Raw genomic sequence first — 14,390 nt, forward strand, 5'->3', positions numbered from 1 at the left:
TAGAACGGACCGATGCCGACCGACCGGACCACTGATTTCCTCCGCGAGCTGCTGGTCCGCCAGTTGACGACCTGGCTGCCCGCGGCCCTGCACCGCTCCCGCCGAGCCACCGTCGCTCTCGCCGGCGTCGACGCGGGCAGCGCGGAGGCCGCACTTCGCCTGGTCGCCGCGCACGGCGACCAGGCGCGCGGCCGGCAGGTGACGGTGCTGGTGCTGGCCGACGGCGCCGCCGACCTGCCGGCCCGACTCGGCCCGATCGAGGCGGAGCTACCCGCCGAGGTCACCGTGCACCTGCTGCCCGGCGACCCGTACCGGCTGCCGGTCGCGGTGAAGGCCGCCGGGGCGGCCGGCGCGCCGCTGTTCTCCTTCGTGGACGTGCCCGGCGCGGTGACGCCGAAGCTGCTCACCGCCGCGGCCAACGGCCGGACCGGCGAGGTGCTGCTGCACACCGACGGCAGCGCCCGGGATGTGCTCGTCTCCGCCGGCTTCCCCCTGGTCGCCGAGGTGGCTCTGGTGCTGCCGGACAGCGGGGCCGCCGGTGTCATCGCGTTCGGCAGCCGCTCCGACCGGAGTCTGGAGGCGGTGCGCGAGGCGCTCTGGGCGGTCGGCGCGGACCTGGGCGCGCGCTACCGCGACCCGCTCGACCCGACCGGCACGACGGTCGACGTGGTCGGCGATCCCGATCTCGCTTCGCTGGCCCACGAGTTGCTGGCCGAGCTGCGTGCGGGCGGGCCACGGCCGGTCACCGAGCTGCGCCGACACACCCTGACCGCGACCGTCTACCGGGCCGCCGACACCAACCGGGCGCTGGCCGATCTGCTCGAGGCGGGCGACCTGCGCCGCGACCGCGAGACGGGCCGACTAGCCGGCGACGAGATCATCACCCCAACGAGCTAACCCCGCCCCACCCCCGCCGCGATCTTGCACTTTCTGCGGTGGCCTAAGGGGTGTTCCACGCAAAACGGCAACCGAAAGTGCAAGATCGACGAGTCGGGGGTGGGGGCAGGGCAGGGGCTGGGCGGGGACGCCGAGCGGGGTGCCGGTGAATCACCGGCACCCCGCTCGACTCCCGGGATGTCTTACGACCGGGACTTGTCCTGCTTCCAGGACAGCGGACCCGGCAGGTCGACCCGGTGCGCCCGTGCCTTGGAGTTCCAGGACCAGCGCCCGATCTTGATGCTCCACGAGGAGAAGCCGTTCTCGGTGAAGTTCAGGATGATCGGACCGTACTTCTTGCGCTTGCGAAACATGAGGCCCATCGGAGGACTCCCCTCGTCACCGTTCCCTGCCGTGTCGAGATCGAACATTCCCGAACGGGCAACTTCTGAAACCCCTTCGGTGTCCGGCCTGGACGGTGCCGCTGCGGGGCCGTAAACCCCATCAAACAGATAGGTGTTGCGCGGCGGTAAACGCTGCTGGGGGCGTGTCGTAACATCGCCAGCGATACAAGTCTCACCTTCTGGAAGACCGTTGACCGGCAGATCCCACGGCCGGCAGCATGAGGTCATGTCGCAGCGGGACGAGCTCCTCCTCACCGCTTGCGTGCACGTCGACCTGGTCCGGCACGCGAGCGCGCTCTGTTGAGCTGACCGGTTCATCCGGCTCGGCTCCATCGCCGCACTCACACCGCTCGCCCGCTCATCGCGGAGCGGCGTGCCTCCACGCCCCGCATCCGGGCGTTCCTCGCTCCCATCGTGGACAGATCAGGAGACACCCCATGTCCCCACCCCGTCGTACCCTCCTGCGCGCTCTCGCCGCCGCCGCCACGTTGACCCTGCTCACCGGCGCGGCCGGCTGCGGCGGCGACGCCGAGGCCGGTGCCGGGCAGGCCACCGAGCTGCGTTACCAGGGCTCCGTCGGCCAGGTCACCCTCCCCGAACTCGCCGCCGACCTCGGCTACCTCGGCGACGTCAAGCTCAAGTGGATCGGCAACGTCACCGGCGGTCCGCAGGACATCCAGGCCACCGCCACCGGGCAGAGCGACTTCGGCGGCGCGTTCAACGGCGCGATCGTCAAGCTCGCCGCCGCCAACGCGCCGATCACCGCCGTGGTCAGCTACTACGGCTCCGACGCGCAGACCTTCCAGGGCTACTACGTGCTCGACGACAGCCCGATCCGCACCGCCCGCGACCTGATCGGCAAGAAGGTCGGCATGAACACCCTCGGCGCGCACGCCGAGGCCGTGCTCAAGACCTGGCTCGCCCGTGGCGGGCTCAGCCCCGCCGAGATCAAACAGGTCGAGCTGGTCGCCCTGCCACCGGTCAACACCGAGCAGTCGCTGCGGCAGAAGCAGATCGACGTCGCGGTGCTCGGCGGGGTGATCCGGGACAAGGCGATCGCCGGCGGCGGCATCCGCACCATCGTCACCGACTACGAACTGCTGGGCGCGTTCAGCGCCGGCACGTACGTCCTGCGCGACGACTTCATCAAACGCAACCCGGAGACGGTGAAGGCGTTCGTCACCGGGGTCGGCAAGGCCATCGAGTGGGCCCGCACCCAGCCCCGGGAGACCGTGGTCGCCCGGATGCGCGACATCATCGCCAAGCGCGGCCGCAACGAGGACCCGTCGCTCGTCTCGTACTGGAAGAGCAGCGGTGTCGCGGGCCGGGGCGGCGTGATCGGCGAGCAGGAGTTCGGCACCTGGATCGACTGGCTCGCCGCCGAGGGCGAGATCAAGGGCGACCGTCCGAAGCCCACCGACATCTTCACCAACCGGTTCAACCCGTTCGTGGACGGGGGCGGCGCGTGAGCACCGACAAGATCCTCTTCGACCGGGTGAGCAAGACCTTCCCGGTCCGCGCCACCCGGCGCGGCGACGCCGGCGCGGTCACCGCGCTGCACGAGGTGACCCTCGGGGTACGCCCCGGCGAGTTCCTGGTCGTCGTCGGCCCCAGCGGCTGCGGCAAGTCCACCCTGCTCGACCTGCTCGGCGGGCTCACCCGGCCGACCGGCGGGCAGGTGCTCGTCGACGGACGGCCCGTCACCGGGCCCGGCCTGGACCGGGGCATCGTCTTCCAGCAGTACGCGCTGCTGCCCTGGCGCACCGCCGCCGGCAACGTGGCGTTCGGGCTGGAGGCCAAGGGTGTGCCCCGGGCCGAGCGCGCCGACCTGATCGCCCACCACCTGGACCTGGTGGGCCTGCGCGGCTTCGCCGACCGCTACCCGCACGAGCTGTCCGGCGGGATGAAGCAGCGGGTCGCCATCGCCCGCAGCCTCGCGTACGACCCGGACGTGCTGCTGATGGACGAGCCATTCGCCGCCCTCGACGCGCAGACCCGCGACTCGTTGCAGGACGAGCTGGTGCGCATCTGGTCGCGTACCGGCAAGACGATCGTGTTCATCACCCACGGCATCGACGAGGCCGTGTACCTCGGTCAGCGGGTCGCGGTGCTGACCTCCCGGCCCGGGCGGCTCAAGCAGGTCATCGACGTCGACCTCGGCGACCGGGACGCGGTCGAGGACGTCCGCTCCACCGACGCGTTCCGCCACCACCGCCATCAGATCTGGACGCTGCTGCGCGACGAGGTCCGCGCCGCCCAGGCGGCTGAGGGCACCGGCGTCCACCACACCGAGGAGGCCCGCGTTGGTTGACATCGCCGAACGTCCCACCCGACTGGCGGCGCCGCCCGCCGCGCCCGAGGTGGCCGGCCGCGTCACCCCCGGCCGAGCCGGGCGGCTGCTCGGCGTCGGCGCGAAGGTGCTGCACCGTACCGTCGCGATCGCCGCGCTGGCCGCGATCTGGGAGGGGGTGCCCCGGCTCGGGCTCGTCGACCGGGTGTTCCTGCCCCCGCTGTCGGAGGTGCTGGTGGCCTGGTGGGAGTTGCTGCGTACCGGTCAGCTCGCCGAGCACGTCGGCGCGAGCCTGACCCGGTCGCTGGCCGGGCTCGGCCTGGCGGTGCTCACCGCGATCCCGCTCGGGCTGCTCATCGGCTGGTACCGGCCACTCGCCGAGCTGCTGAGCCCGCTGCTGGAGGTGTTCCGCAACACCGCCGCGCTGGCCCTGCTGCCGGTCTTCGTGCTCATCCTCGGCCTGGGCGAGACCTCCAAGATCGCCCTGGTGCTGTACGCGTGCTCCTGGCCGATCCTGCTGAACACCATCGCCGGCGTGAAGGGCGTCGACCCGCTGCTGATCCGCTCGGCCCGCTCGATGGGGCTCAACCACCTGCGGCTGTTCCAGAAGGTGATCCTGCCGGCCGCGGTGCCGACCATCTTCACCGGCGTCCGGCTGGCCGGGGCGTACTCGATCCTGGTGCTCGTCGCGGCCGAGATGGTCGGCGCGAAGGCCGGCCTCGGCTACCTCATCAACTACGCGCAGTACAACTTCGCGATCCCCGACATGTACTCCGGGATCATGACGATCTCCGCCATCGGCCTGGTCGTCAACCAGCTCCTCGTCGCCCTCGAACGCCGCTTCTCCACCTGGCGCGTCGACGTATCCGCCGGATAGGACAGACACCAATGAGCCGGATAGGACAGACACCAATGACTCGTACCCTGCACCTCAACGCGTTCCTGATGGGCGTCGGCCACCACGAGGCGGCCTGGCGGCACCCCCGCACCGACCCGCGTCGGGTCACCGACGTCCGGCACTTCCAGGAGCTGGCCCGGATCGCCGAGCGCGGCACCCTCGACTCGCTGTTCCTCGCCGACGGGTTGTCGGTCGGGCCGAACCCCCGGCACAACATCCAGGCCGTCTTCGAACCGTTGACCCTGCTCGCGTCGCTCGCCGCGGTGACCGAGCGCATCGGCCTCATCGCGACGGTCTCCACCACCTACAACGAGCCGTTCCACGTCGCCCGCAAGTTCGCCTCGCTGGATCACCTGAGCGGCGGCCGGGCCGGCTGGAACATCGTCACCTCCGCCCAGGAGCGGGAGGCGGTCAACTTCAACCGGGACAGCCATCCCGCGCACGCCGACCGGTACCGGCGGGCCGCCGAGTTCGTCGACGTGACGATCAAGCTCTGGGACAGCTGGGAGGACGACGCGCTGGTCTTCGACACCTCCGCCGGGGTGTTCGCCGACACCGACCGGGTGCACGAGGTGGCGCACCGCGGGCCGGAGTTCCAGGTGCGCGGCCCGCTGAACATCCCCCGCGGCCCGCAGGGTCGACCACTGCTGGTGCAGGCCGGCTCGTCGCCGGACGGGATCGCCTTCGCCGCCCGCTACGCCGAGGCGGTCTTCACCGCCCAGCAGACCCTCGCCGACGGGCAGGGCTTCTACGCCGAGCTGCGCCGGCAGGTCACCGCCGCCGGCCGGGACCCCGACCTGGTGAAGGTCCTACCCGGCATCGCCCCGGTGATCGGCGGCACCGAGGCCGAGGCGCGGGCGTTGGCCGCCGAGCTGGAGGAGCTGATCGTCCCCGAGTACGCCCTCGCCCAGCTGTCCGGGATGCTCGGCATCGACCTCACCGGCCTGCCGCTGGACGGGCCGCTGCCGGAGCTGCCGGAGTCCGGCACCGTGCAGGCCCACCAGAGCCGCTACCAGCTCGTCACCGAGCTGGCCCGCCGGGAACAGCTCACCATCGGGCAGCTGATCGGCCGACTCGGCGGCGGCCGGGGCCACCGGGTCGTGGCCGGGACCCCCGAGCAGATCGCCGACCAGATCGAGCTGTGGTTCACCCAGGGCGCCGCCGACGGCTTCAACATCATGCCGCCGCACCTGCCCGGCGGCCTGGCCGACTTCGTCGACCACGTGGTGCCGGTGCTGCGTGCCCGTGGGCTGTTCCGCACCGAGTACACCGGTGCGACGCTGCGCGAGCACTACGGCCTGCCCCGGCCGGCCAGCGCGTACGCCGCGCCGGCCCTGGTGTCGGCGTGACCACCGTGCAACGTCCGGCGACGGACGCCACCGAGCTGCTGCCGGTGGACCGGGACCTGTTCCGCGCGCTGCTGCGCCGGCAGGCCACCACCGTCACCGTGGTCACCGCCGTGGCCCGGGCCACCGACCCGGCCTGCCTGGGCGGGATCGGCGCGCCCATCCGGGCCGGGTTCACCGCCACGTCGTTCACCTCGGTGTCCCTGGATCCGCCGCTCGTCTCGTTCTGCCTCGGGGTGGCGTCGTCGAGCTGGCCGGTGCTGGCCCGCGCCGAACACGTCGCGGTGCACCTGCTGGCGCACGATCAGCGGGACGCGGCGAGGATCTTCGCCACCAGCGGCATCGACCGCTTCGCCGCCTACCCCGACTGGGCGGCGGGCCCGTTCGGGGTGCCGTTGCTCGGCGGGGTGCTGGCCCGGCTGCTCTGCCGGGTGGTGCACCGGGTCCCCGCCGGCGACCACACACTGGTGATCGCCGAGCCGCTGGCGCTCGGTGACGGGGGCGACGGCGCCCCGCTGGTGCACCACAAGGGCGGCTACACGACCGCGGTCCCGCCGGTACCGGAATGACCGCGCCGGCCACGCCGGACCTGCTCGCGCTGGACCGGGCCGCCCAGGACCTGCTGTTCCGGGCGGCCCGTACGGCCGACACGTTCACCGCCGAGCCGGTCACCGACGCGCAGGTCGCGGCGATCCACGACCTGATCCGGTACGGGCCGACCGCGTACAACGGCCAACCGCTGCGGATGCTGCTGCTCCGGTCGGCGGCGGCCCGGGCGCGGCTGCTGCCGTACGTCTCGTCGAGCAACCGGGCGAAGACCGCCACCGCGCCGCTGGTGGCGCTGCTCGCCGCCGACGTGGACTTCCACCAGCGGTTGCCCGAGCTGTACCCGCACCGCCCGCAGGCCCGCGACTGGCTGGCCGACCGGGTGGCACGCGCCGAGCAGGCCCGCTTCAGCGCGACCCTGCAGATCGGCTACCTGCTGGTGGGCGTACGCGCTGCCGGGCTGGCCGCCGGCCCGATGGCCGGGTTCGACGCGGCCGGCGTGACCCGGGAGTTCTTTCCCGACGGCCGGCACGAGGCGCTGCTGTTGATGAACGTGGGCCACCCCGGCCCGGACGCCTGGTCGGAGCGGCTGCCCCGGCTCAGCACCGAGGAGGTGGTGTGGAGCCTGTGACGCGTGACCGGGTCAGCGGGGCTCCCACGCGTCGGGTAGGGCGGTGAGCTTGCGGACGTGGGCGGGCAGCCGGCCACTGACGATCTCGGCGAGGCTCACCTCGTCGACGACCCGCCGCACGGCGGCGCGCACCGCCACCCACAGGCCGGGCAGGTTCTCCGCCGAACCCTCGTACCGGGTCTCCTCCGGGCGCAGGCCGCGTACCCCGGCGAGAGGGCCCTCCACGGCGCGCAGCACCGCGCCGACGGTCACCTCGCGCGGCGGACGCGCGAGGGTGTAGCCACCCTCGGCGCCGCGCTGGGCGCGGACGATGCCGGCCCGGCGCAGATCCGCCAGGACGGCCTCCAGGAACTTGCGCGGCATGTCCTGCTCCGCGGCGATGGCCTGGGTGGACAGCAGCGAGGGGTACGCGGTGGCGAGGCTCAGCGCCGCCCGTACCGCGTAGTCGCCGCGCGCGGAGATCTGCACCCTGCCATCATGCCCGGCCGGTGCCGCCACCCGGCCCGGTGGGCGACCCGGTCCGGGTGCCGTGACCGCCGTTGGCCGGCTCGCCGGGGCTGCCCGGGCGGAAGCGGCCCCCGTTGACGCCGGCGGCCTCGGCCGGCGGTCGGGGGCGCACCACCCGGCCGGCGGCCGGCTGCTCCCGGGCCGCGCGGAACGCGCCGGGGCTGAGCCCGACCTCCCGGGTGAAGAAACGGCCGAAGTTGGTGGGCTCGGAGAACCCGAGTTGCCGGCCGATCTGGGCGATCGGCTCGTCGGTCGCGGCGAGCAGGCGGGCGGCCTGCAACGCGACCCGCTCGTCGATGACCTGCTTGGCGCTGCTGCCGGTGACGGCCAGGCACGCCCGGGTCAGGGTCCGTACCGAGCAGCCGAGCCCGGCGGCGTAGTCCTCCACCCGCCGGGTGACCTGGTAGCCGTGCTCCACCTCGCGGCGGAACCGGCGGAACGTCTCCACCTCGGGCCGGGGTGGCACCTGGTCGGCGTCGGGCAGGGTCAGCCGCAACAGCAGCACGGCGAGCTGGTGGCGCAGCAGGGCGCGGCCGGCCGGACTGTCGCCGTGCCGCTGACAGTCCACCGCCAACTGGCTGACCTCGGTGATCACCGCGTCCTCGTCCTCGCCGGCCAACTGCCGCCAGCTCGCCGGGGCGTCCGGGTCGACGTCGAATCCGCGCAGCGCCTCCGCGTCCCAGGCGACCACGGTGCCGTCGAACTGCGGGCCGGGACAGCGCAACACCTGACCGGCACGGATCCGCAGCAGCGTGCCGGGTCGGCACGGCAACAGGTGGAAGTCCAGCTCGGCGTCGCCGTGCCGCCGGGTGGTGAGGATCAACAACTCCCGGTCGACGAGCACCGGCCGACGCCAGCCGCGGTCGGGGGCCAGGTCGGCCAACGCGAACGTGGCGATCTCGTCGGGTACGGGTGACACCGTTCCGATCGGTGGCGCGGGGGAGGGACCGGTGGAGACCATCGCCTGCGACGGTAGCCCGAACCGCAGGTCACCGCATCCCGGTCGGGGTGCGCGGTGGCCCGGCCACGGCGGCACGGGCTTGTCCCGATCCCGGCGACCGGGCTACGTTACCCGGCGGTAGCGCCGTCCGGTCCGCGGTCCGCCGGCGCCCCGCCGGCCGCCCGACCGACCGGCGGACCCCTCCGACTCGCGATGGGATGGGCATGACGCAGCTGTTCTCGGTCGAAGGCAAGACGGTTCTGGTCACCGGCGGCTCGCGGGGGATCGGTCTGATGATCGCCCAGGGCTTCGTCCGGGCCGGCGCCCACGTGATCATCTCGTCCCGCAAGGCGGAGGTCTGCGAGGCGGTCGCCAAGGAACTCTCCGCCGAGGGTCGCTGCGAGGCCATCCCCGCCGACCTGAGCGACGACGCCGCGGCCGAGGCGCTGGCCGCCGCCGTGCGGGACCGCTTCGGACGCCTCGACGTGCTGGTCAACAACGCCGGCGCCACCTGGGGCGCGCCGCTGGAGGACTACCCGGAGGCCGCGTTCGACAAGCTCTGGGCGGTCAACGTCAAGGCCGTCTTCCGGCTGACCACGGCGCTGCTGCCGGCGCTGCGCGCCGCCGCCAGCGCCGACGACCCGGCCCGCGTGATCAACATCGGGTCGATCGACGGCATCCGGGTGCCGTTCATGGAGGTGTACGCGTACTCGGCCACCAAGGCCGCCGTGCACATGCTCACCCGCAGCCTCGCCCACCAACTCGCTGGCGAACAGATCACCGTCAACGCCATCGCACCCGGCCCGTTCGAGAGCAAGATGATGGCGTTCGCGCTGAACGACCCGGCGAGCCGCGCCAGCATCGAGCAGCAGGTGCCACTGGGCCGCATCGGCCGCCCCGACGACATGGCCGGCACGGCCATCTACCTCTCGTCGCGGGCCGGCGCGTACCTCACCGGCGCGGTCATCCCCGTCGACGGCGGCATCACCACGCACGGCTGAGCACCGGCCGACCGGGGCGGACTGTCCGCGTACCCCCTGGGTGTGCCGGAGCCGCGCGGACTCGGCAGATCCGCGCGGCCCCGGTTGGCCGGTGTTGCCCTTTCGGGCGGTGATCAGCGACCGGCGAGCAGCCGGTTCACCGCCGTGTCGACGTCCAGGTGCTCGGCCTCGCGGCCGCGCGGGACGACGACGTACGTCCGTCGAAGGAATCGCACCAGGACGCTGCGCGGCACCTCGAAGAGGGCGTTGCCGTCCGGTGACGACAGGGCCAGCGCGACGAAGTCGCCGCGCGGGGTGGCCCAGGGCCAGACCCGCACATCCCCGATGCCAGCCGGCTCGTCCAGGCCGGTGACCAGGAGTTCGCGAGCGAACGACCAACTCACCGCCTCACCCCCGGCCGATTCGGCATGGAACAGGACATGGACCGCATACGGGTCAGCAGGGTCGTAACGCAGACTGGCACGCACCGGCAAGGCGGTGGCGTCAGGTGCGACGAGCCTTAGCGACGTCTCGACCTCTACGGTCGTCGGTCGAATGACACTCATGGACGTTCTCCCCCCGGCACCGCTGCGGAACGCGCGTGTCCCGCTTTTCCATACTCAGGTGCTACTCCTGGCTACGCTCCGCCATACGCTGACTTCACCCAGTGGTGGGAAGGGGGACGGAAAGGCCGCGTGAATGTGAGGATTCATGTAGGATTTCCGGTTCTGCCCAGTGCGTGATACCGCCCGGCATCGGGTGGCTCAGTCGTCGACTTACTCCGGTAACGTCCAGTCGGCCGTTGCAGTGACGGGCCCGCGCGACACTGGGGGGTGAAATGGTCACGAACCGATCCTCAGTGGATCCGCCCGCGACGTCCGGCCCGCCGAACGTCGCGGCCCGAAAAGCCGAACAGCGGGGGTACGCAGTGCCGATGGAGCAGCCCGAGCGACCCGGACAATCGACGCCCGACGCCGGCCGCCCCGGCGGAGTCCTCGTCGTCGGAGACCCGCCGCAGCGCCCCCACTGGCGGCGACGGATCTCGATGACCCTCGACGTGATCCGGGCCAACCCCACCGGCCGGATCGCCCTCAAGATCTTCATCGCGATCGCCGGGGCGCTCGTCGTGACCATCGGCATCGCCCTCATCCCGCTACCCGGGCCGGGCTGGCTGCTGGTCATCGCCGGCCTCGGCATCTGGGCCGTCGAATTCCACTGGGCCCGCCGACTGCTCGGCTTCACCCGCCGGCACGTCCACGGCTGGACGCGATGGGTGACAAGGCAGTCACTTCTGGTGCGAATCCTGCTCGGCGCCGTCGGGCTGGTCTTCGTCGGCACCGTGGTGTGGCTCTCCCTCAAGTACAGCCTCGGCATCGACGTGGTGGCCGCGGCGATGCACTACCTCGCGACGCACTGACCCCGGATTTCCGGTCTGGTTCCACGATCGGGTAGAGTCAACGGCGCTGAGGGCGATTAGCTCAGTGGGAGAGCGCTTCGTTCACACCGAAGAGGTCGCTGGTTCGATACCAGCATCGCCCACCTTGAATATGAGCAGGTCGGAGGCCAGAACCGGGAAACCGGATCTGGCCTCCGATGCTTTTCCTGACTCCACTTGGGAGAAGCTGGGGAGATGATCTTTGTGACTGCTTTAGCGGTCGGACAGCAGCCGATCAAGCGCAGCCACGGGAGAGCCGGACGCCATCGTCTGTCGAGCCTTCAAAGCTGCCTCCCATAGTTCCGTCAGGCCTTCCATCAGCCTTGTCCGCATCACGGGTGTGACGTGGGTGTATCGGGCCTGTACCGACCCATCCGTGTGCCCCATCCGTTCGTCCGCGAGCTTCCCAGGCGTACCCAGCTCCTCCATAAGGGTCCTGTGGGTGTGCCGTAGACCGTGTGGGGTCAGTCCCGGGGCGATGGGCAGCCAACATGCGTCGGCGCGTCCAGCCGCAGCACGACCCCGCACTGGGACGCCTGGCCAAGGCTCACCGAGCACCGGCACCGGCCGCACTATCAGGTGGCCCTTCTTCGGATACCAGCCAGTAGCCGCCGGCTGAAACAACCAGGTCGCGAAGTTGGTCCGACGCCAGTGGGCGGCAAGCTCTCCCGACGCGCCACCTCGCACATATCCAAGATCCGCAATGGCAGTCATGATTCGGGAGCGGGTGACCTCGTGGACAACCTCCGGATGGTTGAGCGCAGCTGACGCGGTCGCGGGGGAAACACCCGCCCGGCGGGCAACGTCTACCAGGGTTGCCCCAGGGCGACGTGCCGCCCCCTTTGGAGGCCGGTGGCCACCGAACGCGTACGTCAAGCCATGGCAGGTGCATGGCTTCGGCCGGGTCCGAGCCAAGTGCTCCGACACCAGCCGATCCAACCACCCGGGAATGTCGATTTGGCGGTGAGAGTCGTCCTTCGGCGGACAGCGGTGCAGCTCACCCGAGTCAAGCTCATAGAGCTGCCACTCGACGCGGATCGAAGCCGGACGAACGTACCCAGTCTCTAGCCCTACCAGTTCACCCCAACGCATGCCGGTGAATCCCTTGGTAACGATAGCAACAAATTCATCGTCCCGACCAGAAAGGAGCGCGGCCCGCTCCGCGATTAGCAGTATCCCGAGTGCTGAGGTGATTGTCTTCTCTGGGCCGCGGCTACGGGATCGCCCGGCTCTCTTGCCTCGCCCACGTCGCCGAGACGCCGGGTTGGAGTCTCGTAAGCCTTCCTCTACTGCATCAGCCAGAATTAGATGCAGAGTTGCTCGCCAAGTCCTAATGCTCGATTCAGCGTAGCCGGCAGCTCGTTCCTTCTTCTCCCATGCGGCGATGTCTGCCGGAAGGACATCTGCCATGGCCGTTTGTTCGAACGTTGGCAACAGATGTTCTTCGACGTGTCGGCGGTAGTTCTGCATGGTTGACGCGGCAAGGTCCTGCGCCGCGTACCAGCGGTTCACGTACTCTCCGAACGTAATTCGGCCTGCCGCAGGGTCGCGTCGGGTACCGGCCCGAGACTGCGCCTCAGCATCGTTGGCGGCCTGCTCGGCCTCGCGGCGGGTACGGAAGCGAACCGTAGCTCCGGTCTCGTCGGTAACCGCAGGGTATTTGCCGGACGCGGCCTTATATCGAGCGCGCCAGTAATCGCCACGCTTTTCGGCGTATCCCATCCTCGGCTGGTCCTTCCTTTTCCTATGCGGCAGTTGAAACGGCTTGACGGGCACGACGTGGAACACGAGCACTGAGACGGGTTACCGGCTTGCCCTCCTGCGTCTCTTGGGGCATGGCAGTCCGGTCGGCCCGGCGGACTGGCGGGGGAGTGTCAAGGGCGGGCCTTCGGCCCGCCGCCGTGTCGCGCCGGGGCGCGCGTGCGGCCTGGCGGCCGGTCACGCCCCGGCGCACACGGCGCGGTGGTGAAGAGCCGTAGACACGGCTGCGCGGCACGGCGGGCCGCCGGCGATGGCCGCCAGGAGCACGCCGGGTTCTGGCGCTGGCCTCGACCGGATGCCCGCGCGGCAGGGGGCGCGACGGGTGCGTCGGGCTCAGGGCTGCTGGGCGCGTTTCCGGCTTCGTCTGTGGCTCAGTGAAGACCGAGAGGCGTGGTCACCCGGTTGCCGACTCGCGGTGACCTCTCACGCTGGCGGAGACGCCGCCGCACCGTCGTGGTCGTCGTTCGGTGGCTGGGCTACCGTGTGACGGATGATCTTGGAGGAGGAACCGCCACGCCACCAGCCGGCACCCCGCCAGCTGGGCCATGCCCACTGAGCCTTTTTCATCCTCGGTGGGTGGGGTTCTCGACGTGATGTAGGGCGAGGATGGCCTGCATGATCGGGGTCGCCCGGTGTGGGCTGCAGCGCAGCCTGGTCAGGACTTTCCAGGTCTTGAGGGTGGTGTTGGCGCGTTCGCCGATGGCGCGGATTCGGGCGTGAGCGCGGTTGGCCTTCTTCTGCCAGCGAGAGAGTTTCGGCCGGTAGCGGTGGCGTTTGAAGGGGGTTCGGATGCTGCCGCGGGCGCCCTGGTAGGCCTTGTCGGCGAAGGTCATCACGTTCGCGTTGGTCAGTGCGTCGATGATGGCGTGGGTGCGGGCTGCGGTCAGGTCATGGACTGAGCCGGGCAGGGCGGCCGATGCCCAGATCAGTCGGCCTGCCGGGTCAGCGATGACCTGTACGTTCACGCCGTGACGGCGATGCTTGCCGGAGTAGTAGGGCTTCTGGTCGCTGACCCGGTCGGTCGGGATCAGGGTGCCGTCGAGGATCGCGTAGGCCAGCAGGCGGATCCTGGTCATCGCCGTAGTCAGGTTGTCGGCGGTGACGGCGAGCAGGTCGATGGCCTCTCGAACGTAGCGCCAGGCCGTCGTGGCACCGATCTCGAACCCGGCGGCCAGGCGGGTCAGGGTGTCACCGTTACGCAGGTGGGCCAGGGCGAGCAGGGCTTGCCGGCCGGGGTCGAGGCGCCGCCATCGGGATCGCCGCTGGTCACGGCGGGCTCGGATGAGACCGGCGAGGTGGTTCAGGCTGCGGCTGGACAACGGAATCGCGGCAGGGTAAGACAGCACAGCGAGGCTCCCGGTTGGGGCATCTGAACTTGGTCGATTGCTGTCTTACCGGGAGCCTCGTCCTATGTCGACACCAGCCTCCCGCACTGCCCGTGACCTGCGCCGTCACGATGAAAATGGCTCACTGACGGGACTTTTTCGAGCGTTAGTCCCCGAGGGCCAAAGCCGTGAAGAAGCCCGGGGTAAGGAGCCGTCCCCACCCCGGGCCAAGATCGATTCTTTGGTTTAGCGGCGCTCTGAGCGGGCTACTACTACTCTACGCGCCGTCTTCCTCTTCTAGGAAGTAGAGAGAGATGTCTGCGTCTTCCGTGGCGTGTGTAGTGCCGCGTGCCGGGCACGGCCCCGGCGTTGTTCGGGAGTGTCCGGTTTGATCATGGTTTGTTAGATGCCGTAGACGGCGAAGGTGTCGGTGCGGTCGTGGAGGTCTCGG

The 14,390-nt window shown here is 70.7% G+C and carries 15 protein-coding genes and 1 tRNA gene; 10 read left to right on the plus strand and 6 right to left on the minus strand.

Going from position 1 to position 14,390, the window contains the following annotated elements; all coding sequences use genetic code 11:
- Positions 1–12: 12 nt before the first annotated feature.
- On the plus strand, positions 13–897 hold the full coding sequence (locus tag AB0H52_RS28410) for a hypothetical protein (RefSeq protein WP_357951288.1): 885 nt from the start codon (positions 13–15) through the stop codon (positions 895–897).
- A gap of 182 nt (positions 898–1,079) precedes the next feature.
- Here the strand turns inward: AB0H52_RS28410 and AB0H52_RS28415 are convergent, their stop codons facing one another.
- Positions 1,080–1,259: a DUF4236 domain-containing protein gene (locus tag AB0H52_RS28415; protein WP_030333600.1), complete on the minus strand. Its 180-nt coding sequence runs from the start codon at positions 1,257–1,259 to the stop codon at positions 1,080–1,082.
- 458 nt (positions 1,260–1,717) lie between these two features.
- On the opposite strand from AB0H52_RS28415, the gene AB0H52_RS28420 reads away from it, so the two are divergent.
- The 6 genes from AB0H52_RS28420 to AB0H52_RS28445 are packed head-to-tail and all read left to right on the plus strand — an operon-like array spanning position 1,718 to position 6,991.
- On the plus strand, positions 1,718–2,749 hold the full coding sequence (locus tag AB0H52_RS28420) for an ABC transporter substrate-binding protein (protein ID WP_278123497.1): 1,032 nt from the start codon (positions 1,718–1,720) through the stop codon (positions 2,747–2,749).
- Positions 2,746–3,591 (plus strand): ABC transporter ATP-binding protein, encoded by an 846-nt coding sequence (locus tag AB0H52_RS28425; protein WP_151492677.1) that lies wholly within the window; start codon positions 2,746–2,748, stop codon positions 3,589–3,591. Before AB0H52_RS28420 ends, AB0H52_RS28425 begins: the two co-directional genes overlap by 4 nt.
- Positions 3,584–4,447, plus strand: a complete 864-nt coding sequence (locus AB0H52_RS28430; RefSeq protein WP_151492678.1) for an ABC transporter permease — start codon at positions 3,584–3,586, stop codon at positions 4,445–4,447. Before AB0H52_RS28425 ends, AB0H52_RS28430 begins: the two co-directional genes overlap by 8 nt.
- A gap of 35 nt (positions 4,448–4,482) precedes the next feature.
- Entirely contained in the window at positions 4,483–5,817 is a 1,335-nt protein-coding gene (locus AB0H52_RS28435) for an LLM class flavin-dependent oxidoreductase (RefSeq protein WP_357951291.1), read from the plus strand.
- Positions 5,814–6,383, plus strand: coding sequence for a flavin reductase family protein (locus AB0H52_RS28440; RefSeq protein ID WP_357951293.1), 570 nt, complete (start codon positions 5,814–5,816; stop codon positions 6,381–6,383). The genes AB0H52_RS28435 and AB0H52_RS28440 overlap by 4 nt, the downstream gene beginning before the upstream one ends.
- Positions 6,380–6,991: a malonic semialdehyde reductase gene (locus AB0H52_RS28445; protein ID WP_151492680.1), complete on the plus strand. Its 612-nt coding sequence runs from the start codon at positions 6,380–6,382 to the stop codon at positions 6,989–6,991. The genes AB0H52_RS28440 and AB0H52_RS28445 overlap by 4 nt, the downstream gene beginning before the upstream one ends.
- Before the next feature lie 12 nt (positions 6,992–7,003).
- Here the strand turns inward: AB0H52_RS28445 and AB0H52_RS28450 are convergent, their stop codons facing one another.
- Together AB0H52_RS28450 and AB0H52_RS28455 are read right to left on the minus strand one after the other, a co-directional pair.
- A complete protein-coding gene (locus tag AB0H52_RS28450; RefSeq protein WP_030333674.1) occupies positions 7,004–7,459 on the minus strand; it encodes an Rrf2 family transcriptional regulator in 456 nt (151 codons plus the stop codon).
- 7 nt (positions 7,460–7,466) lie between these two features.
- Positions 7,467–8,459, minus strand: a complete 993-nt coding sequence (locus AB0H52_RS28455) for an AraC family transcriptional regulator (protein WP_151492681.1) — start codon at positions 8,457–8,459, stop codon at positions 7,467–7,469.
- Positions 8,460–8,662: 203 nt separating this feature from the next.
- Between AB0H52_RS28455 and AB0H52_RS28460 the strand changes: the two genes are divergently transcribed.
- Positions 8,663–9,439 (plus strand): glucose 1-dehydrogenase, encoded by a 777-nt coding sequence (locus AB0H52_RS28460; RefSeq protein WP_278123493.1) that lies wholly within the window; start codon positions 8,663–8,665, stop codon positions 9,437–9,439.
- Between the two features lie 113 nt (positions 9,440–9,552).
- On the opposite strand, the gene AB0H52_RS28465 is transcribed toward AB0H52_RS28460, so the two are convergent.
- Positions 9,553–9,984, minus strand: a complete 432-nt coding sequence (locus AB0H52_RS28465; RefSeq protein WP_007457244.1) for an SsgA family sporulation/cell division regulator — start codon at positions 9,982–9,984, stop codon at positions 9,553–9,555.
- 368 nt (positions 9,985–10,352) lie between these two features.
- Between AB0H52_RS28465 and AB0H52_RS28470 the strand changes: the two genes are divergently transcribed.
- Positions 10,353–10,835, plus strand: a complete 483-nt coding sequence (locus AB0H52_RS28470) for a TIGR02611 family protein (protein ID WP_357951296.1) — start codon at positions 10,353–10,355, stop codon at positions 10,833–10,835.
- A gap of 50 nt (positions 10,836–10,885) precedes the next feature.
- Positions 10,886–10,957: transfer RNA gene (locus tag AB0H52_RS28475), tRNA-Val, on the plus strand.
- A 109-nt stretch (positions 10,958–11,066) separates the two neighbouring features.
- On the opposite strand, the gene AB0H52_RS28480 is transcribed toward AB0H52_RS28475, so the two are convergent.
- On the minus strand, positions 11,067–12,575 hold the full coding sequence (locus AB0H52_RS28480) for a LacI family DNA-binding transcriptional regulator (protein ID WP_357951302.1): 1,509 nt from the start codon (positions 12,573–12,575) through the stop codon (positions 11,067–11,069).
- A gap of 602 nt (positions 12,576–13,177) precedes the next feature.
- Complete coding sequence (locus AB0H52_RS28485; protein WP_357951298.1) at positions 13,178–13,960, minus strand: transposase family protein; 783 nt, start codon at positions 13,958–13,960, stop codon at positions 13,178–13,180.
- Positions 13,961–14,390 lie beyond the last annotated feature (430 nt).

The sequence above is a fragment of the Micromonospora sp. NPDC050695 genome, assembly GCF_040654415.1.
GTDB lineage: Bacteria > Actinomycetota > Actinomycetes > Mycobacteriales > Micromonosporaceae > Micromonospora.

Bases quoted from the DNA above. Each gene is read 5' to 3' on its own strand.
- AB0H52_RS28410 (WP_357951288.1), top strand. From the start codon at position 13: ATGCCGACCGACCGGACCACTGATTTCCTCCGCGAGCTGCTGGTCCGC.
- AB0H52_RS28415 (WP_030333600.1), bottom strand. From the start codon at position 1,259: ATGGGCCTCATGTTTCGCAAGCGCAAGAAGTACGGTCCGATCATCCTG.
- AB0H52_RS28420 (WP_278123497.1), top strand. From the start codon at position 1,718: ATGTCCCCACCCCGTCGTACCCTCCTGCGCGCTCTCGCCGCCGCCGCC.
- AB0H52_RS28435 (WP_357951291.1), top strand. From the start codon at position 4,483: ATGACTCGTACCCTGCACCTCAACGCGTTCCTGATGGGCGTCGGCCAC.
- AB0H52_RS28445 (WP_151492680.1), top strand. From the start codon at position 6,380: ATGACCGCGCCGGCCACGCCGGACCTGCTCGCGCTGGACCGGGCCGCC.
- AB0H52_RS28455 (WP_151492681.1), bottom strand. From the start codon at position 8,459: ATGGTCTCCACCGGTCCCTCCCCCGCGCCACCGATCGGAACGGTGTCA.
- AB0H52_RS28460 (WP_278123493.1), top strand. From the start codon at position 8,663: ATGACGCAGCTGTTCTCGGTCGAAGGCAAGACGGTTCTGGTCACCGGC.
- AB0H52_RS28465 (WP_007457244.1), bottom strand. From the start codon at position 9,984: ATGAGTGTCATTCGACCGACGACCGTAGAGGTCGAGACGTCGCTAAGG.
- AB0H52_RS28470 (WP_357951296.1), top strand. From the start codon at position 10,353: ATGGAGCAGCCCGAGCGACCCGGACAATCGACGCCCGACGCCGGCCGC.
- AB0H52_RS28480 (WP_357951302.1), bottom strand. From the start codon at position 12,575: ATGGGATACGCCGAAAAGCGTGGCGATTACTGGCGCGCTCGATATAAG.